Source organism: Pseudomonas sp. GG8, assembly GCF_052976945.1.
Genome location: NZ_JBRIIP010000001.1, coordinates 1,668,867 through 1,686,210, shown reverse-complemented (window position 1 = coordinate 1,686,210; position 17,344 = coordinate 1,668,867). Strand labels below are relative to the sequence as shown.

At 55.9% G+C, this 17,344-nt stretch carries 18 protein-coding genes, 1 tRNA gene and 2 pseudogenes; 13 read left to right on the top strand and 8 right to left on the bottom strand.

What is annotated here, in order from left to right; genetic code table 11:
• Window positions 1-207 precede the first annotated feature (207 nt).
• Window positions 208-1,092 carry an EamA family transporter RarD gene (gene rarD / locus ACVBEG_RS08245; RefSeq protein ID WP_447107558.1) on the top strand — a complete coding sequence of 295 codons (885 nt, stop codon included), beginning with the start codon at window positions 208-210 and terminating at the stop codon, window positions 1,090-1,092.
• 85 nt (window positions 1,093-1,177) lie between these two features.
• Here the strand turns inward: rarD and ACVBEG_RS08240 are convergent, their stop codons facing one another.
• The 5 genes and pseudogenes from ACVBEG_RS08240 to ACVBEG_RS08220 form a co-directional block, all read right to left on the bottom strand.
• Complete coding sequence (locus ACVBEG_RS08240; RefSeq protein WP_447107557.1) at window positions 1,178-2,419, bottom strand: OprD family porin; 1,242 nt, start codon at window positions 2,417-2,419, stop codon at window positions 1,178-1,180.
• A 135-nt stretch (window positions 2,420-2,554) separates the two neighbouring features.
• On the bottom strand, window positions 2,555-3,763 hold the full coding sequence (locus tag ACVBEG_RS08235; protein WP_322179731.1) for a benzoate/H(+) symporter BenE family transporter: 1,209 nt from the start codon (window positions 3,761-3,763) through the stop codon (window positions 2,555-2,557).
• Window positions 3,764-3,821: 58 nt separating this feature from the next.
• Window positions 3,822-5,159: an MFS transporter gene (locus ACVBEG_RS08230; RefSeq protein WP_322179734.1), complete on the bottom strand. Its 1,338-nt coding sequence runs from the start codon at window positions 5,157-5,159 to the stop codon at window positions 3,822-3,824.
• Window positions 5,160-5,316: 157 nt separating this feature from the next.
• Window positions 5,317-6,441: a cell division protein ZapE gene (zapE, locus tag ACVBEG_RS08225; protein WP_447107556.1), complete on the bottom strand. Its 1,125-nt coding sequence runs from the start codon at window positions 6,439-6,441 to the stop codon at window positions 5,317-5,319.
• A gap of 149 nt (window positions 6,442-6,590) precedes the next feature.
• Window positions 6,591-6,767, bottom strand: a pseudogene (locus ACVBEG_RS08220) (cysteine hydrolase); the annotation flags it as partial.
• Window positions 6,768-6,780: 13 nt separating this feature from the next.
• Between ACVBEG_RS08220 and ACVBEG_RS08215 the strand changes: the two are divergent.
• Both ACVBEG_RS08215 and ACVBEG_RS08210 read left to right on the top strand, forming a co-directional pair.
• Window positions 6,781-6,963: pseudogene (locus ACVBEG_RS08215) on the top strand (SDR family oxidoreductase); the annotation flags it as partial.
• Between the two features lie 187 nt (window positions 6,964-7,150).
• Window positions 7,151-7,240 (top strand) — tRNA-Ser (locus tag ACVBEG_RS08210).
• Window positions 7,241-7,410: 170 nt separating this feature from the next.
• Here the strand turns inward: ACVBEG_RS08210 and ACVBEG_RS08205 are convergent.
• Window positions 7,411-7,530 carry a DUF2514 family protein gene (locus ACVBEG_RS08205; protein WP_322215665.1) on the bottom strand — a complete coding sequence of 40 codons (120 nt, stop codon included), beginning with the start codon at window positions 7,528-7,530 and terminating at the stop codon, window positions 7,411-7,413.
• A gap of 410 nt (window positions 7,531-7,940) precedes the next feature.
• Between ACVBEG_RS08205 and ACVBEG_RS08200 the strand changes: the two genes are divergently transcribed.
• From ACVBEG_RS08200 to ACVBEG_RS08175, 6 genes are all read left to right on the top strand, one after another.
• Window positions 7,941-8,723, top strand: coding sequence for a transporter substrate-binding domain-containing protein (locus ACVBEG_RS08200; RefSeq protein ID WP_322179745.1), 783 nt, complete (start codon window positions 7,941-7,943; stop codon window positions 8,721-8,723).
• A gap of 56 nt (window positions 8,724-8,779) precedes the next feature.
• Window positions 8,780-9,508: an ABC transporter permease gene (locus ACVBEG_RS08195; protein WP_322179747.1), complete on the top strand. Its 729-nt coding sequence runs from the start codon at window positions 8,780-8,782 to the stop codon at window positions 9,506-9,508.
• Window positions 9,505-10,215 carry an ABC transporter permease gene (locus ACVBEG_RS08190; protein ID WP_322179749.1) on the top strand — a complete coding sequence of 237 codons (711 nt, stop codon included), beginning with the start codon at window positions 9,505-9,507 and terminating at the stop codon, window positions 10,213-10,215. The genes ACVBEG_RS08195 and ACVBEG_RS08190 overlap by 4 nt, the downstream gene beginning before the upstream one ends.
• A gap of 56 nt (window positions 10,216-10,271) precedes the next feature.
• Window positions 10,272-11,036, top strand: a complete 765-nt coding sequence (locus ACVBEG_RS08185) for an ABC transporter ATP-binding protein (protein ID WP_322179751.1) — start codon at window positions 10,272-10,274, stop codon at window positions 11,034-11,036.
• Window positions 11,037-11,255: 219 nt separating this feature from the next.
• The gene (locus ACVBEG_RS08180; protein ID WP_322179753.1) at window positions 11,256-11,486 is read left to right on the top strand and encodes a hypothetical protein; all 231 of its coding nucleotides are present in this window, start codon (window positions 11,256-11,258) and stop codon (window positions 11,484-11,486) included.
• A gap of 556 nt (window positions 11,487-12,042) precedes the next feature.
• On the top strand, window positions 12,043-12,465 hold the full coding sequence (locus ACVBEG_RS08175) for a hypothetical protein (protein ID WP_322179755.1): 423 nt from the start codon (window positions 12,043-12,045) through the stop codon (window positions 12,463-12,465).
• Between the two features lie 176 nt (window positions 12,466-12,641).
• Here the strand turns inward: ACVBEG_RS08175 and ACVBEG_RS08170 are convergent, their stop codons facing one another.
• Window positions 12,642-13,145, bottom strand: a complete 504-nt coding sequence (locus ACVBEG_RS08170) for a hypothetical protein (RefSeq protein WP_447107555.1) — start codon at window positions 13,143-13,145, stop codon at window positions 12,642-12,644.
• A 227-nt stretch (window positions 13,146-13,372) separates the two neighbouring features.
• On the opposite strand from ACVBEG_RS08170, the gene ACVBEG_RS08165 reads away from it, so the two are divergent.
• The 4 genes from ACVBEG_RS08165 to ACVBEG_RS08150 all read left to right on the top strand — a co-directional run bounded on the left by ACVBEG_RS08165 (window position 13,373) and on the right by ACVBEG_RS08150 (window position 16,569).
• Window positions 13,373-13,666, top strand: coding sequence for a DUF6388 family protein (locus ACVBEG_RS08165; protein ID WP_322179759.1), 294 nt, complete (start codon window positions 13,373-13,375; stop codon window positions 13,664-13,666).
• Between the two features lie 194 nt (window positions 13,667-13,860).
• Window positions 13,861-14,553, top strand: a complete 693-nt coding sequence (locus tag ACVBEG_RS08160) for a crotonase/enoyl-CoA hydratase family protein (protein ID WP_322179761.1) — start codon at window positions 13,861-13,863, stop codon at window positions 14,551-14,553.
• 185 nt (window positions 14,554-14,738) lie between these two features.
• Window positions 14,739-15,461 (top strand): 1-acylglycerol-3-phosphate O-acyltransferase, encoded by a 723-nt coding sequence (locus ACVBEG_RS08155; protein WP_322215659.1) that lies wholly within the window; start codon window positions 14,739-14,741, stop codon window positions 15,459-15,461.
• Window positions 15,462-15,597: 136 nt separating this feature from the next.
• The gene (locus tag ACVBEG_RS08150) at window positions 15,598-16,569 is read left to right on the top strand and encodes a magnesium and cobalt transport protein CorA (RefSeq protein ID WP_322179765.1); all 972 of its coding nucleotides are present in this window, start codon (window positions 15,598-15,600) and stop codon (window positions 16,567-16,569) included.
• Between the two features lie 40 nt (window positions 16,570-16,609).
• Here ACVBEG_RS08150 and ACVBEG_RS08145 read toward each other — a convergent pair whose 3' ends face one another.
• The gene (locus ACVBEG_RS08145) at window positions 16,610-17,338 is read right to left on the bottom strand and encodes an amidotransferase (RefSeq protein WP_322179767.1); all 729 of its coding nucleotides are present in this window, start codon (window positions 17,336-17,338) and stop codon (window positions 16,610-16,612) included.
• Window positions 17,339-17,344: the final 6 nt, after the last annotated feature.

Here is a 17,344-nt window from a genome sequence, read left to right as displayed (position 1 = left end):
AGGTTCAACCGGGCAATCGCAGCAGCCTAACAAAGCTCGCGGCCTAACCAAATGTTTCGTTCCGGATTCACAGGAACACTGAACGGAGTCCATCCTGTCCTGCCATGAAGGATCAGCTAGACTGTGCGCCGCTTCTCTCAAGGTTGAAACCAGAGAGCCCTTCACAAACAAGCTCCCTATAAAAGCTTGAAGCTGCGCGAGGATATTGTGTCAAAAGGCGTTGTACTGTCGGTTATGGCCTCTGTCCTGTTCGGGGTCATGTATTTCTATACTTCGCTGCTGACACCTCTGAGCGGTGAAGAGATCTTCGGTTGGCGCATGCTGCTCACCGTGCCCTGCGTAACGCTGTTCATGATGATCAGTGGTGATTGGCCGCTGGTTTGCCAAATCGGTCGACGCCTGCGACAAAAACCGGCTCTGCTGATTGGCATGCTGCTGTCTTCGACGCTGCTCGGTGCGCAGCTCCTGCTCTTCATGTGGGCACCGCTGCACGGCCGTAGCCTGGAAGTGTCACTGGGGTATTTTCTCTTGCCGCTGACAATGATCGTCACCGGCCGAATCGCCTACGGCGAGTACCTGTCACGCTTGCAAAAAATAGCCGCCTTTTGTGCTCTGGTCGGGGTCGCTAATGAGTTATATCGAGTCGGCAGTTTCTCTTGGGAAACCCTGTTGGTGGCCCTCGGTTATCCGGTGTATTTCGTGCTACGGCGCCGGTTGGGCAACGATAACCTCGGCGGTCTGTGGTTCGACATGGCCCTGCTGCTGCCCATCGCGACCTGGTTCATCCTCAACGGTGACCCCAGCGTCGTCGCTGAACACCCACGGCTGTACCTGTTGATTCCACTGTTGGGCATGATCAGCGCCTCGGCATTGGTCAGCTATATCCTCGCGAGTCGCCTGCTGGCCTTCAGCCTGTTCGGCCTGCTCAGTTATGTCGAACCCGTGCTTCTGGTCGGCGTTGCCTTGCTGCTGGGAGAAAGCATCGGCCGCGATGAATGGCTGACGTACCTGCCGATCTGGGTGGCCGTGCTGGTATTGGTGTTTGAAGGCAGCAAACACTTGCTGGCCCATCGCCGCAGAAACGCCGCGTGAGGTGTCACTGCCGAAGCCCATCAGCACTCCGACAGCGACGTCCGGATCAGAACAGCTTGATGGTATAGCTCAGGATCAACCGATTTTAGTCGATGTCAGTGCGGTAGTTTGAGCGCGCTGTCGCGTTGCGAATGCGCACACCCACATCCCTGAAGGGACCGCTCTGGATCACGTAGCCAATGTCCAGATCACGCTCCCAATCCTTGCCTTCGAAGCCCCGCCCGGTATTGACGTTATCGCCCTTGAGGTAGCGCGCGCCAACCACCAGACCCGGCAGGCCAATGGCGGCGAAGTTGTATTCGTCGCGCAGTTGCCAGGAGCGCTCTTTGGGAGCCGCGAACTCATAGGTCGGTACTTCGTTACCCAGCGGCGAGATGTTGTCGCCGATCCGCAGGAAGCCGTCTTTGCCGTTGATCGCCTGATAGCCAACGTAAAAAGTATTCCCCCCGTGGGCGGCGGACATCAGTGAGTAAAACGCGCGGTTGTCGAGGCTGCCTGCTTTGCTCTGGCCGTCATCCTGAGCGTCGTAAAAGCCCAGATTCGCCCCCAGTTTCCAGCTACCGAACGGCTCGATGTGTTTGAGGTTGTAGAAGCGTTGCTGGTAGATATCCTTGAGCTGCGCCTGCCAGATGCCGACCGTGGTGCGCTTGTCGTTGAAGGTGTAATCAGCACCCGCGTAGTTGAAACGATCGGAGGTGATATTGGCGATACGCCGTGGGTTGATCGGGTCATTGATCAACGCGTACATCGGTTGGTCATTACTGGAGTCGCGCAAGTTGGTAGAGCGCAATTGACCCGCATTGAGGGTCAAACCTTCAATATCAGTGGAGACCACGCTGGCGCCCTGATAGGTCGGCGGCAACAAGCGGATATCGCTGAACGCCAGCACGGGCAGATTGGGTTGCAGTTCACCCACGCGCAGTTCGGTTTTGCCCACTTTCATTTTCAGTGCCCCGGCCAGAGAGCCATACTCGTCGGCGGAACTGCCGTCGGTATGCAAGGGCAGTAAACCGGTCTTGACCCGATCTGGACTGCTGTCGAGTTTGATCCCCAGTAAACCGAGGGCATCCACCCCGAAACCTACGGGCCCTTCGGTATAGCCGGATTTTATGTTGAGAATGAAACCCTGCGCCCATTCCTCAGCCTTGGACTGTTTGTTAGGACCCACGATGCCCGAATAGTCGCGGCTGAAGTAGTAGTTACGCGCCTGCAAGGTTGCCGTCGAATCCTTGAAGAACGCACTTTCGTCTGCACGCGCCACTTCGCAAAAACTACCGGCCACCGCCGCTGACACCATCATTCCGATGACGCTTGCACTGTTTTTCATAGGGTCACTCTTGTTTTTATTAGGTCAAACGATCCCTATACCGTGGCGTGGGTTTTAAAAACCGCGACAGTCAGTCAGAGATCGATGGATTGATGCGAGTAACGGACGCTCCCGATCCGTACCTTTTTTACCTTGCTACCTTGCTTGTACCGAGGCCGCTAGCGCCCCCGTTTTTTTCACTCTCCCAAAGGTCAGCAGCAGGTGCGCCAAGAGCCCGAAGATCAAGCCCCAGAACGCCGCCGAAAGCCCCAGTAATGACATGCCTGATGCCGTGACCAGGAAGGTAATCAGTGCTGCTTCGCGATCTTTGGGTTCGGCCATGGACCCGGCTAATGCGCCAGCGATAGCGGCAAACAACGCCAGCCCGGCCAGTGCCGCGATCAGTTCCTTGGGGAAGGCGCTGAAGATCGACACCAGGGTCGCACCGAAGATGCCCAGCAGCAGGTAGAACACCCCGCCCATCACCCCGGCGACATAGCGTTTGCTCTTGTCTTCATGAGACTCGCGTCCCGTGCAGATGGCCGCGGTGATCGCTGCCAGGTTCAGCCCGTGGCAACCGAATGGCGCCAGCAACAACGTGCCCAGCGCCGAGCTGGCAATGATCGGGCTGGCAGGCGTGTGGTAACCGTCGTTGCGCAATACGGCGATGCCCGGCACGAACTGCCCGGTCAACGCCACCATCACCAGTGGCAAGGCGATATTGAGCAACGCATGCCAACTGAACTCAGGACTGATCCACAGCGGTTTCGCCACATCGATCACCAGCGCAGAGCTGTTCAACTCCCCGGCCGACACAGCGATCACGCAGCCCACAACCAGCACCGCCAACACCGCGTAACGTGGTTTCATACGCCTGAACAGTAGATAGGTGACAAACATCGCCAACACCATGAACGGCTTGTCCTTCATCGACACAAACAGCTGGGTGCCGAAACTGAACAGAATCCCCGCCAACATCGCGGCCGAAATCGCCGCAGGCAGTTTGCCAACGATGCGGTCAAACGCGCCGGACACACCCACCAGCAGAATGATCAGGCTGGAGACGATATACGCCCCCACCGCCTCATTCAGACTGATGCCCGGCAACAGCGCCACCAACAACGCCGAGCCGGGCGCCGACCAGGCGATCACCACCGGAACCCTGAAGCGCAAGCTCAAGTAAATGCCCAACACACCGCTGCCGATGGAAATCGCCCAAACCCAGGACGACAGCACATCGGCAGGCAGACCTGCGCTTTTCGCCGCCTGGAAGATGATTACCAATGGCCCTGCATAGGAAATGATCGTCGCGATAAAACCGGCGACGGCAGCGGACAGGGAGAAGTCTTTGATCAGTGTTTTCATGGTTTCCGTTGCTCGATAAAAAGTGATGGCTCGGGCAATACGCAGCTCCAGCACACGATCAGGACCGAACCTGGACCTCAACCGGCGCGACTACCGGCGATACCTTGCGCCGATAGACGAAGCACATCGCCAGCGCTGCCACGGCGCCCGGCACAGCGAAAGCCATGAAGTTGTAGTGCAACGGAAGACCTATACCGAACAGTGCGCCGCCTAGAATCGGGCCGACGATGGCACCGCTGCGCCCCACGCCCGAAGCCCAACCCAATCCGGTGGAGCGGATCGCCAGCGCGTAGAACTGCGCACCCATGGCGTACAGCAAAATCTGCGAACCGATAGTGGTCGCACCGGCAATCGCGATCAGGCTGTAGAGCATCCACCCCGGACTGTTGAACCCCAACAGGCTGATGGACACCGAGGCGATGGCGAAGAACACCACCAACACGCGCTGCAGGTTGAATTTGTCGCCCAGCCAACCGCCGCCGACCGCGCCGAATATCGCGCCGAAGTTCAGTACCAGCAAAAACATCAGGCTTGAGCCCAGGCCATAACCGGCGCTGGTCATCAGCTTCGGCAACCAGGAGTTGAGCGCGTAAACCATCAACAGACAGCAGAAAAAGGCGACCCACAGCATCAGCGTGCTGATGGCCCGTCCTTCGCGAAACAGTTGCAACACCGGGGCGCCGTCAGCCTTTATCGCAGCCATCTGATACTGATCATCGGGCTGGGCCGTGTAACCCGGCTCAATGCGTTGCAGCACGTGGACGACCTGCTGCCTGCGTCCCTCGCGGACCATGAAGCCCACCGATTCCGGCAAAAACCAGAGAATCAACGGCAATAGCAGCAGCGGAATCGCAGCGACGAAAAACACCGACTGCCAACCAAAACGCGGCAACAACACGATGCCCAGACCAGCGGACAACATGCCGCCCACCGAGTAGCCGCTGAACATGATCGCCACCAGCGTGCTACGGATTTTTTTCGGTGCGTATTCGCTCATCAATGCCACGACATTGGGCATGACTCCGCCGATGCCAAGGCCAGCAATAAAGCGGCAGATGCCAAATTCGGTGGGGTTAGTGACAAAGCCGTTAAGGACGGTGAAACCGCTGAACAGCGTGACGCAGATGGCGATGACTTTCTTGCGTCCGATCTTGTCCGAAAGCGGACCAAAGAACAGCGCACCGAACATCATGCCGAACAGCGCATAGCTTCCCAGCGCACCAGCTTGCAAGGGTGTCAGCCCCCACTCGACCATCAACACCGGCAATACCACGCCGTAGATCACCAGATCGTAACCGTCGAAAATAATGATCAAGGCGCACCAGAACAGCACCAACCAATGAAAGCGATTGAACCTGGCCTCGTCGACCAGGGTGTGGACGTCTATTTTTCGCATGGCGGGACTCTTTTATTGTTTTTATCAAGGCCTGCCAAGGTTAGAAATCCAGCGGTCTGCGCAATATCCGTTTAGTGCAGACCTCTATCCGTTTCGTGCTGAACGGTTGAGTCATGCACGATATGGATAGCAATAGGGCGATCAGATGGTGCACCGATCATAAGGGGGCGAACCGCTCCAGCTGCATTTCCTGAAGGCGACTCAGGGTGCGGCGGAAGGCAAAGGCCAGATAACCCTCGGTGTACAACTGCTCAAGCGGCACCTGCGCTTCGACATACAGCGGCACGCGACGGTCATAGCATTCGTCGACCAGCGCGATGAAGCGCCGCACACCGTCGTCATGCACCGACAGCTGCGGCAGCTCCCGGTCACCGGCGGCGACCTGCACCGCCGCGTCTTCGGTCCCTCGGGCAATTTTTCCTTCGCGCTGTTTGGCGCTCAGCGCAGGCACGTCGCTGATCAGAATGACCGAGAATCGATCACACAATTCAATGAAATCCATCGCTGCCAGCGGCTGTTCACAGACGTCGGCGTAACGGCACCACAGCACCTTCTCGCTGTGCTGCACCACATTCACGCTACGACGGCCAAACGCGACCGGCTCGCTCGACATTGCATGGCCCGCGCTCAGGCGTTTGAACACGTCACCCAGAACGCTCGGCTGATCCGGCTGGCTGAGCCAATAACGCTGATGCAATTGCCCCGGATGCAGGCGGTGATCTTCACCACCGTCGACGCTCACCACCGTCATTTCACGGTTGATCGCGTCGATGGCCGGAACCAACCGTTGACGGTTGAAGCCATCGGCATACAACTGATCCGGCGGTTGATTGGAGGTGGACACCAGTACCACGCCTTCCTCGAACATCACCTGCAGCAAGCCACCCAGAATGATCGCGTCGCCGATGTCACTGACAAACAGTTCATCGAAGCACAGCACCCGCACTTCCTGACTTAGCTCGCGGGCCAAGGCTCTCAATGGATTGGCCGTGCCAGTCAGCTGGAACAGCCGAATATGCACCCAACGCATGAAGTGATGGAAATGCTGGCGTCGGGCCGGCACTTTCAAGCTCTCGTAAAAGCGGTCCATCAACCAGGTCTTGCCTCGCCCTACCGGGCCCCACAGGTAAACACCCTTGATTGGCGATTGGTGCTTGCTCTCATGCAGCGCCACGTAGCATTCCTGTAACAACCGAACGGCCTTCAATTGCGCCGCATCGGGCTTGAATCCTTGCTCATCAATGGCCTGTTGATAGGCCTCCAGTGGGGACACGACATTCATCAAGAAAAATTACCGTCCAATTGTTAAACTCCCGAATCGCCTTCTCAGGTCTTCGACTGACCTTTTCGCGCCCGTCATATTTGCATAAAACGCAACGCTCGCCTCGCTCTTGGTATCCCAATATTTCGCATTCGCGGGTGCCAGCCTCATCAGGCCCGACTCATCCCTGTGAGAATTTCAGCAGTCGACAGCACCGTCGCATACTCGTCATGCAGGTTGCTCAACGACATCGCGTGCACCCCCTGTGCCGCATGCGGAGCGCCAAAGAAGTCGGTCTGATCAAACGTAAAACAAGCATCGTGAGGCACCAGCACCTCGAACCCCAGGACGCTGGTCCGCCCGGTCGACACCGACATGAACCCGGCCGAAGGTGACTTTGCGGACTCACTGATCCACCTGATCGCAGTAGGTCGCCACGGTAAAGCCGAAGAAATCGCCGGTTTCCTGGCCTACCTGGCAGGCCAGGAAGCCGGTTACACCACTGGCGCAAGCCTGTCCATCGACGGTGGCTTCGGCGCCTGATTCCTGCTTAAGGACAGCCACGGACTTCGAACAGATGACAGGGCCGAGTCGTATCTGTACTCATCACCACGTCGATGACAGCGTAATTTGCTTAAGCACATGAAAATTCTGAAAAAAACTTTTGCCTTCGTCAAAGGTTTCGACTACATTAGCGCGCCTCGACAGACTGAATGGTTTGACGAGATACGGTGAGGTGTCCGAGAGGCTTAAGGAGCACGCCTGGAAAGTGTGTATACAAGAAATTGTATCGAGGGTTCGAATCCCTCCCTCACCGCCATATTAGAAATACGCTAAAGCCCTGATTTTCCTAGAGAAAATCGGGGATTTTTCGTTTATGCCTGTTTATTCAGGCAATTTTTAGGGCGAAAAGGACGACTTTAAGCCTGGATTAGGCCGCTTTAGGCTCACCCTTCCCCGGCGTCCTGCCGATCTAACACAATCCCTTCTTTATTTACCCACCCCATCAAACGCCTGCTCGCACGTCACACCCCGTGCATGGCTTTGGTCAGCATATCCTGCCAGATCGGCCGCTCGCCGATCAGCGCGCTTGAACATGTCGGCGAGCAGAGGAGCGGTTCAACCTGGGGTCTTCCCCGACCGCACTCGCTCATTTCAAATTGTTACCGGACGCCCCAGCCTGGGCTAAAACCCTGCCTCGGTAACAGCCGCAAGCGCATTTCAAAAACCTTCGATAAGTTTTATACCGTCTAAAAAACGTTGATCTAGACAGCCTCCAGTTATTTTTAGAACTTTCTTGAACGCCCAATCAACGAGTTGGCCGTTCGATTGCATAGGCTTGTACGTACAAGTAAGCATGTGTTCAGACGCGTAAGCGCCAGAAGGGCCGACACACAGGTTTGCTTAAAGCCCTTGCTCGGGGATTCGGTTCGGAAATTTCTACGTTCATAGCGTCATACGCGTTCCCGCAACAGTACTTATGCGTCACAAGCGCTCATATTGATTTTAGGAAATGAATAATGAAAAAAGCATTGCTGACCCTTTCTGCACTGGCTTTATGCATCGCCGCCGGTTCTGCGCTGGCCAAGGAGTACAAGGAATTGCGCTTCGGCGTCGATCCGTCTTATGCGCCTTTCGAGTCCAAAGCCGCTGATGGCAGCCTGGTGGGCTTTGATATCGATCTGGGCAATGCGATCTGCGCCGAACTGAAGGTCAAGTGCAAATGGGTCGAAAGCGATTTCGACGGCATGATTCCGGGCCTGAAAGCCAACAAATTCGACGGCGTTATCTCGTCGATGACCGTAACAGATGCGCGGATGAAGGTTATCGACTTCTCCGAGGAACTGTTCTCTGGCCCGACTGCACTGGTGTTCAAGAAAGGCGCGGGCGTAACGGCCGACCCTGCAACCCTCAAAGGCAAGAAGGTTGGCTATGAGCAAGGCACCATTCAGGAAGCCTACGCCAAGGCTGTATTGGACAAGGCGGGTGTAACAACCCAGGCCTATGCGAACCAGGACCAGGTTTATGCTGACCTGACGTCTGGCCGTCTCGATGCTGCCGTGCAAGACATGCTGCAGGCGGAACTGGGCTTTTTGAAATCGCCAGCCGGTGCTGGTTTCGAAGTCAGCAAACCCATCAACGATCCACTGCTGCCAGCAAAAACCGCAATCGGCATCTCGAAAGGTAACAAAGACCTCAAGACACTGCTGGATAAAGGTATCAAGGCATTACACGATGATGGCAAATATGCCGAGATCCAGAAAAAACACTTTGGCGACATGAATCTCTACAGCGGCAAATAATGCCCCGGCGCCCATCCTCAAGATGGGCGCTTTTTTGCTTGCCAAGGGCCTGACCAATGTTCGAAAACCTATTACATATTCTGGGACTTTCAGCTTTCAGCCTTAAAGGCTTTGGCCCGCTGTTACTGGAAGGCACCTGGATGACCATCAAACTATCGATACTGTCGCTACTGTTGAGCGTTCTACTCGGTCTGATCGGCGCCAGTGCCAAGCTGTCCAGTTCGTCCCTGCTGCGCATTCCAGCGCAGCTCTACACCACGCTGATTCGTGGGGTGCCGGATCTGGTCCTGATGCTGCTGATTTTCTACAGCCTGCAAACCTGGCTGAGCAACCTCACCGTGGCGCTGGACTGGGACTATATCGAGATTGATTCATTCAGCGCCGGGATCATTACCCTGGGGTTCATCTACGGCGCTTATTTCACCGAGACCTTTCGCGGCGCGATCCTCGCCGTGCCTCGTGGGCAGATGGAAGCTGCAACGGCCTATGGCTTGAGCCGCAGCCAGCGCTTCCGCTTCGTGGTGTTCCCGCAAATGATGCGCTTCGCCCTGCCCGGCATCGGCAATAACTGGATGGTGATTCTCAAAGCCACCGCACTGGTCTCGATCATCGGCTTGGCCGATCTGGTCAAGGCTGCCCAGGATGCCGGCAAAAGCACCTATCAACTGTTCTACTTTCTGGTACTCGCCGCCTTGATCTATCTGCTGATTACCAGCGCTTCGAACTATGTCCTGCGCAGGCTGGAATACCGTTATGCCGCAGGCTCCAGGGAGGCGGTACGATGATCGATCTTCTACAGGAATACTGGAAACCGTTCCTTTACAACGACGGTTATCACATCACCGGGCTGGCCATGACTTTGTGGCTACTCAGCGCCTCGATCTTCATCGGCTTTCTGGTGTCGATCCCGCTGTCGATTGCCCGGGTTTCAACCCATGTATGGGTACGCTGGCCGGTCCAGTTCTATACCTATCTATTTCGCGGTACGCCGCTGTATATCCAACTGCTGATTTGCTATACGGGGATCTATAGCATCGCCGCAGTTCGCGCTCAACCGGTGCTCGATGCGTTCTTTCGCGATGCGATGAACTGCACCATTCTCGCCTTTGCCCTGAACACCTGCGCCTACACAACGGAGATTTTCGCCGGGGCAATCCGCAGCATGGCCCACGGTGAAGTCGAAGCGGCAAAGGCCTATGGTCTGACCGGCTGGAAGCTGTATGCCTATGTGATCATGCCGTCGGCACTGCGCCGCTCGTTGCCGTACTACAGCAATGAAGTGATTCTGATGCTGCATTCGACCACCGTGGCCTTTACCGCGACCATCCCGGATATTTTGAAAATTGCACGAGACGCCAATTCGGCGACCTTTTTGACCTTCCAATCGTTCGGAATTGCCGCGCTCATCTACTTGAGCGTCACCTTTGCACTGGTCGGTTTGTTCCGCTTGGCAGAACACCGATGGCTGGCGTTTCTTGGCCCGGCTCACTAGGACGTCAACTGCACGCGCAGCGGCTATCTACTTCCCTCTTGAGGATGCTTGCACACATGTACAAACTGACCATTGACGGCCTGCATAAAAGTTACGGCAGCCACGAAGTACTCAAAGGCGTGTCGCTGAAAGCCAAAACCGGCGATGTGATCAGCCTGATCGGCGCGAGCGGTTCGGGTAAGAGCACGTTTCTACGGTGCATCAACTTTCTCGAAACACCCAACAGCGGCAGCATGAGCCTGGACGACCAGCAGATTCGCATGATCAGTGATCGACACGGCATGCGCGTAGCCGACGACGCAGAACTGCAACGAATCCGCACCCGCCTGGCGATGGTGTTCCAGCACTTTAATCTGTGGAGCCACATGACTGTGCTGGAGAACATCACCATGGCCCCGCGCCGAGTGCTGGGGGTCAGCAAGAAGGATGCAGAGGATCGGGCTCGACGCTATCTCGACAAAGTCGGTCTGCCATCCCGTGTCGCCGATCAATATCCCGCGTTTCTCTCTGGAGGTCAGCAACAGCGCGTCGCCATCGCCCGGGCCTTGTCCATGGAACCGGAGGTCATGCTGTTCGACGAACCGACCTCGGCACTCGACCCGGAATTGGTTGGCGAAGTACTGAAGGTCATTCAGGGGCTGGCCGAAGAAGGCCGTACCATGATCATGGTCACCCACGAAATGAGCTTCGCTCGTAAAGTGTCAAATCAGGTGCTGTTTCTGCATCAAGGGCTGGTCGAAGAACAGGGAGCACCCGAGGACGTACTGGGCAATCCCCAAAGCGAGCGGCTGCGGCAGTTTCTCAGCGGCAATCTGAAGTAAGCCCCACCCTCCGCACACTACCTTTGAGCGACTGGCACGTTGCTCAAAGGGCTGATCAAGGACTTGATCAAAGGGTCACTGATTACTTTGGTAGTTGGCGTTATCATTCTGGACTTCGCTTCCAGGCGGTCCATGTCCCCCATCAAAACCTTTCTTTCGCCATTCGACCAACACCCAATCAAATTTGCTAGGCTCAGCCTTCTATACAGGAGGCCACCCATGACTCTCGAAGAAATGAACATTCCTCTATCGATCAAAACTCAAGCCGCCGATATCATCGCGCGCATTGAGCAGTCGACTGGAATTATCGATGCGACAATGGCGGGAGGGATCGCTGAAGGCTTTGTACTGGGTATCGTCTGCCTCAAGGCAATGCAGCCAGAGGATATCGATCAGTTGGAAACGCTGTTCAGTCAGGCCGGTGACCGGAAAATGGCTGGGTTGAAATAGACTTTCCTGTCCGTGGACGGATGACGGCTGCCACACTTTTATGCGTATTCTGCCCATCAGCCAGGCTCGCGCTCCTTACACGCCAGTGGAATGCATCAAGACCGCTTAGGGGAAATGCGAGTTTCAGATTGCTTCACTCCGTGGTGGGCACTCAACACGCTCCAGGAGATATCTCCCTGTTCCGACGTAGACAGCCAAGCGACCATGCTCCACACCAGGCCCAGCCAAAGCACTCCCAAAACCATCAACATCCTTATGAAGGCTCGCGTGGTCATGATGGCAACCCGTTTGAATGATACTCATCATGCATCAGTCTCTCTCTAACCGTTCAACTTTGTTCAAATAAGTTTCATTCCTGCAAATAGCCTGTATGCGTCGAACAGAGGACGATGTGGATAGAGACAGTGGAGGACCCGCCGACCCTGTATCGTGTTAAAACACTGCATGAGACACCGTATATTACCTCGTCATCTAGTCCGGCTCAGCGCCGGGCTTTTTCATTGTTTGCCCACTGCACTAACCCACAACGTTGTACCTATCTTTTGAGGTTGAAATCATGCGATTGACGCTGCCCGTACTAGTTTTAGGGCTTCTTGCTGCTCAAGGTGTCATGGCTGCCGGAGATGGCACTGCTGCTATTGGTGGCGGGCTTGGCGGCGCGCTTGGAAATGTCATCGGTCAACAGATGGGCGGAAGCACCGGGGCGGCGGTTGGAGCAGGTGTCGGCGGCGCTGCTGGCAGTGCTGTAGGCGCTAAAAGAGGCAACAAAACCGAAGCGGCCATTGGCGGTGGTATTGGTTCGGCGGGTGGCTCGATAATCGGCAACAAGCTAGGCGGCACGACCGGATCAACCATCGGTGCAGGCCTTGGTGGTGCAGCGGGCGGAGCCCTTGGTAACAACATGGCCGATGACGGTGGTAATAATCGATCCGACGGGAAGAGGCACGGCCACAAACGCAACAAGCATAAACACGACTGAGTCGCTTTTGATTGATTGCGCGCGACGCCTGATCTGTCGACACGCTCGCTATAGCCCGGCCCAGCGCCGGGCTTTTTCATTCTGCCCCGGCGTATAGCCCTAAAGCACCCACCGACGAGGGCGAGGCGGAACCTGACAGAAAGGCCTGATGATGAGCAGGCCAGCCTTTTTTGGCGCTATTCCTGCCCCAACGAATAGAGCAGTGAAAGCCCCAAATGCAGGATTGCGTCGTCTGACCGGTTTGAAAGCGAAGCCCTCAGACTGATCAGTTCACCCCCTTCATCCCCTTCATCCCCGGGATGGACCAGGCCTTGCAGTGTGATACGCAGTGCCCACACTTGATGCCAAAACGGTTCATCTCTAGGGTCGTTGTTCAGCTTTTGAATCACATACTTTCCGTACAACCCGGTTTCACGGGTGAATACCCTGAAATGGGCTCTGGCTACGCCGAACGGCGACTCGATATGCCAGGCAGTGCCATCCCCAAGAGTTTCGAAGGTCACCCCCAGTGTTTGCCTGGAGTGCTCGTCCTCGAAAAGCGCATTCAGCCTCGCCGTCAACCTGACAGCATATTTTTTTAGCTGGGCTGACTCTTCCACGGCCGATGTGACTGTGGCCCAGTGTTCTTCGGGTATCGACAGGTATCTCATGGCAACCTCCGGAGCTGCTTGAACGCTCACTGTGCACCTTCCTTGTATCAACCCGGCAACCGCCCTCAAACCCCACACTCGTCGCAGGCTCGGACGCTGCCCGTCCATTCCAATACTAGGCCAAGAAGTGAACATGGATCGGGATCCACGGTTAGGAAGTTGATCCTCACTCCGTACGACGACCGAGACTCGTTTCCGGTGTAACCTAGCGCCGGTTGTCGCATAGCTCGACGTTAATCTGCCAGAGGAGACGAAGCATGAACGCATTAGAGTGGAACGAAGTCGCGCTGGCGAAATTTCTCGCTGACAATTCTTTCTTGCAGGCAGAGATCGAAAACCTGAGCCCCGAGGAGCAAAAGCAGCAGACCCACTGGGCCTTCGAGGATGAGGCGGAGTCTCAAGGTATCGAGCCCTGGGAGTTGGCGTTGCAACTGGTTGCCGAGTCGCCCGAACAACTTAAGACGATGCGTCTTGAAGCCCATAAACAAGTCGCCGAGACACTCGGTATGAACTGGGCAGAGTACTGCGAGCTGAACGATATCGAGGAGTGATAAGCCTCAAGGTGATCCGCCGTTGAAAAAATGTGTTGCCGCACGTGCACGACCGACCGTTGCGGCAGCCCGCTTTATCCAGTGATTCAAGGCTGAGGCCGGCTAAAATCCTGACTCACCAGTCATCCATAGCGCTTTACCTTGGCGTCGCGGGTGGGTAACGTCTGCCCCACTTCAACACAAGGAATCGCGTCATGAGTGATCTGATCTCGTATCACCTGGAAGACGGTATTGCCACGCTGACCTTGAGCAATGGCAAGGTCAATGCTATTTCCCCGGAGGTGATCGTAGCGTTCAACTCGGCGCTGGATCAGGCCGAACAGGATCGCGCGGTGGTGATCATTACCGGGCAACCGGGGATTCTTTCGGGTGGTTATGACCTCAAGGTGATGACGTCCGGTCCTGAGAATGCAATCAGCCTGGTCACGGCCGGTTCGAGCCTGGCACGGCGGCTTTTAGCGCACCCTTTCCCTGTGGTGGTTGCCTGCCCTGGGCACGCAGTGGCCAAAGGCGCATTTTTGCTCTTGTCGGTAGATTACCGGATTGGCGTGGACGGTCCGTTCAGCATCGGCTTGAACGAAGTACAGATTGGCATGACCATGCACCATGCCGGGATCGAATTGGCGCGTGATCGCCTGAGCAAATCGGCCTTCCATCGGTCGGTGATCAACGCCGAGATGTTCAACCCTAAAGGCGCTCTGGATGCAGGTTTTCTCGACAAGGTTGTCAGCGCCGAAGAACTGCAAAGCGCCGCACGCACAGCGGCCTTGCAATTGAAGAAACTCAATATGGTGGCGCACAAGAACACCAAGCTGAAAGTGCGCAAGGCGCTGCTTGAGGCGCTCGACCAGTCCATCGTGCTGGATCAGCAACACTCCGTGATTTGATCTTTAATCGGTTGAAAAAGCCTGATTCTTTGCCAGGCTTTTTCAACCGACCGCTCTAGCGCAAGCCGGTCCCGACACAAGAAATATCTCCTCAAACAATCAACCCTGAACAGCCCTGCTCGGCAATTGCTGTCCTCAGTGCACATTCGTACACTGCGCCACCTTTTGTCTTGGTGGGCCAGTTGATGCTGTTGGTGTTTCGCATGTTGTTAATGGGCCTGCACTTTATTGCAGCGGGTGTACTGGGCGTATTGTTAGGGCTGTGCCGTCCATTCAATCCGGATAACAGTCGTCTGTGCGCGCGCATTTACGCCTGGCCTGCGATGTCTATTTTACGTTTGCGTCTGAAGGCCGACATGGCCCCGTTACTCAAGCAGTCGCAACCGTGCGTAATCATTGCCAATCATCAGTCGAACTACGACCTCTTTGTCCTCGGCAATGTGGTCCCTCCACGCACCGTTTGTATCGGCAAGAAAAGCCTTAAATGGGTGCCATTGTTCGGTCAGCTGTTTTGGTTGGCGGGTAATGTCCTGATTGATCGCGGCAACGTCCACAAAGCCCGGCAGTCGATGTTGACCACGACCGACACCTTGCAGCACAAGGACACCTCGATATGGGTCTTCCCGGAGGGCACACGCAACCTCGGAGAAGACTTGCTGCCATTCAAAAAGGGCGCGTTCCAGATGGCCATCGCTGCCGGCGTGCCCATCGTGCAGGTATGCGTCAGCAGCTACATCAAACACATGCAACTCAATCGCTGGCGCACGACCCGAATAATGATTCGTTCATTGCCCGCCATCCCGACGGCTGGCTTGAGCCTGGATGACGTGCCCATACTGATGGGCCGATGCCGCGAGCAGATGCAAATCTGTATCGCCGCCATGGACAAGCAACTGCTCGGCGCATGACGCTCACCCTTCAAGCCCGTTGAGTCGGCTTTATTGCCCGTGAACTCACCCGCTATCGCTGACTCTGATCAGTCAGACCACGTTAAGCTAAGCGCTACGTGCCACTGTCATCCAAAAAAGAAGAAGCGATACCACTATGGGCCGAGTTGTTGCTGCTGCGGTTTACAGCGCCGGAAAAAAAGTCACCAACATTACCCTCGACGAGGGTGCCGCATGGGCTGCGAAGCCCGGGCACTTCGTCTGGATTGGCCTGGAACAACCCAATGCGGAGGAACTGACTAATCTACAACGTCAGTTCAATTTGCATGAACTGGCCATCGAAGATGCACTTGAGACACACAGCCGACCGAAGCTCGAAACCTTCGGCGACGCACTGTTCATCGTCACGTACTCCCCTGTTCGCGAAAACGGCAAACTCGAATTCATCGAGACGCATATCTTTGCTGGCAAGGGCTACATCATCACCGCCCGTAATGGCCACTCGAAATCGTACGGGCTGGTGCGCCAGCGTTGCGAGGCGCGGCCGTTGCTGCTTGAACATGGTGAAGATTTCGTGCTGTATGCGCTCCTCGACTTCGTCACAGAGTGTTATCAACCCGTTACCGAGGCCATCCACAGCGAACTCGACGCACTCGAACACGGTGTACTGAGCGGCGCGATGAACGAAGTCGATATTCAGCGCATTCACAGTCTGCGCCGCGATCTGCTGCGGTTACGCAGGTACGTGGCGCCCATGGTGGAGATTGGTGAAGAACTGCAAAAACTGAGCTTCCCGTTTATCGACAAGAACATGCGCCCGTACTTTCGCGACGTGGAAATTCACGTCACTCGGCAAATGGAAGATTTGGCCAACCTGCGCGACATCGCCAGCCAGACCATCGAAATCGGTCTACTGCTGGAGTCCTCGCGGCAAAGCATCGTGCAGCGCAAGTTCGCAGCCTGGGCGGCGATTTTGGCGTTTCCGACGGCGGTTGCGGGGATCTACGGGATGAACTTCCAGAACATGCCGGAGCTGGGTTGGCAATACGGCTATTTCGCGGTGCTCGGGTTTATCTCGACAGGATGCGTGGGTTTGTATGCCAGCTTCAAGCGCTCGGGATGGTTGTAGCGCACCTGCTCGACAGCGGTAGAGCAGGTGCGATTTACCCTCAGCCCACCTGTGTTTCAGGCTTGTGCGCCACAAAACGCATCATCCATTCAGCCACGGTCGTGCCGTGGTGGTCGTATTCCAGACTGGCGATGCCGCTGTTATAGATCTGCTCACCCAGGTGCTGTTGGCGGATCTCCAGCAAGGCGCGGGAGTAATCGTGGATGAACTCCGGGTGACCCTGAAAGCACAGCACTTGATCATTGATGTGGAACGCGGCGAACGGGCAGAAATCGCTGGAGGCAATTACGGTAGCGTTTTCCGGGAGTACCGTGACTTGATCCTGGTGGCTGATGAGCAACGTCAGCTCGTCGATAGCCGGACTCATCCACGGTGTCGCCGGAGCCAGTTTATATCGGTGCGTACCGACGCCCCAGCCCTGATGGGCACGTTCACTTTTCCCACCCAGCAGCAACGCCAATAATTGATGGCCGAAGCAGATACCCAGCAGCTTGTCACCTTGCTCGAACCGCTGCAGCAGGAAGGTTTTCAGGGTTTGAATCCATGGATCGCTGCCGAATGAGTCGGCTTTGCTACCGGTGATCAGATACGCGTCGAAACGCTCATCAGCAGCAGGGTAATCACCATGCATCACGTTGTAGACGCTAAATTCTGCCGGAATCGGCTGACGCGAAAACAACCGTTCAAACATCTGCCCATAACCCTGATATTGATTGACCAACTCCGGACGCAGGACGTCGGTTTCCAGAATGCAGATGCGTAACGACATAAAAAA

Coding starts and splice junctions, on each gene's coding strand:
- ACVBEG_RS08145 (WP_322179767.1), bottom strand. CDS start 17,338: ATGTCGTTACGCATCTGCATTCTGGAAACCGACGTCCTGCGTCCGGAG.
- ACVBEG_RS08230 (WP_322179734.1), bottom strand. CDS start 5,159: ATGCGAAAAATAGACGTCCACACCCTGGTCGACGAGGCCAGGTTCAAT.
- ACVBEG_RS08185 (WP_322179751.1), top strand. CDS start 10,272: ATGTACAAACTGACCATTGACGGCCTGCATAAAAGTTACGGCAGCCAC.
- ACVBEG_RS08200 (WP_322179745.1), top strand. CDS start 7,941: ATGAAAAAAGCATTGCTGACCCTTTCTGCACTGGCTTTATGCATCGCC.
- ACVBEG_RS08165 (WP_322179759.1), top strand. CDS start 13,373: ATGAACGCATTAGAGTGGAACGAAGTCGCGCTGGCGAAATTTCTCGCT.
- zapE (WP_447107556.1), bottom strand. CDS start 6,441: ATGAATGTCGTGTCCCCACTGGAGGCCTATCAACAGGCCATTGATGAG.
- ACVBEG_RS08240 (WP_447107557.1), bottom strand. CDS start 2,419: ATGAAAAACAGTGCAAGCGTCATCGGAATGATGGTGTCAGCGGCGGTG.
- ACVBEG_RS08180 (WP_322179753.1), top strand. CDS start 11,256: ATGACTCTCGAAGAAATGAACATTCCTCTATCGATCAAAACTCAAGCC.
- ACVBEG_RS08160 (WP_322179761.1), top strand. CDS start 13,861: ATGAGTGATCTGATCTCGTATCACCTGGAAGACGGTATTGCCACGCTG.
- ACVBEG_RS08155 (WP_322215659.1), top strand. CDS start 14,739: ATGCTGTTGGTGTTTCGCATGTTGTTAATGGGCCTGCACTTTATTGCA.
- ACVBEG_RS08235 (WP_322179731.1), bottom strand. CDS start 3,763: ATGAAAACACTGATCAAAGACTTCTCCCTGTCCGCTGCCGTCGCCGGT.
- ACVBEG_RS08190 (WP_322179749.1), top strand. CDS start 9,505: ATGATCGATCTTCTACAGGAATACTGGAAACCGTTCCTTTACAACGAC.
- ACVBEG_RS08175 (WP_322179755.1), top strand. CDS start 12,043: ATGCGATTGACGCTGCCCGTACTAGTTTTAGGGCTTCTTGCTGCTCAA.
- ACVBEG_RS08150 (WP_322179765.1), top strand. CDS start 15,598: ATGGGCCGAGTTGTTGCTGCTGCGGTTTACAGCGCCGGAAAAAAAGTC.
- ACVBEG_RS08195 (WP_322179747.1), top strand. CDS start 8,780: ATGTTCGAAAACCTATTACATATTCTGGGACTTTCAGCTTTCAGCCTT.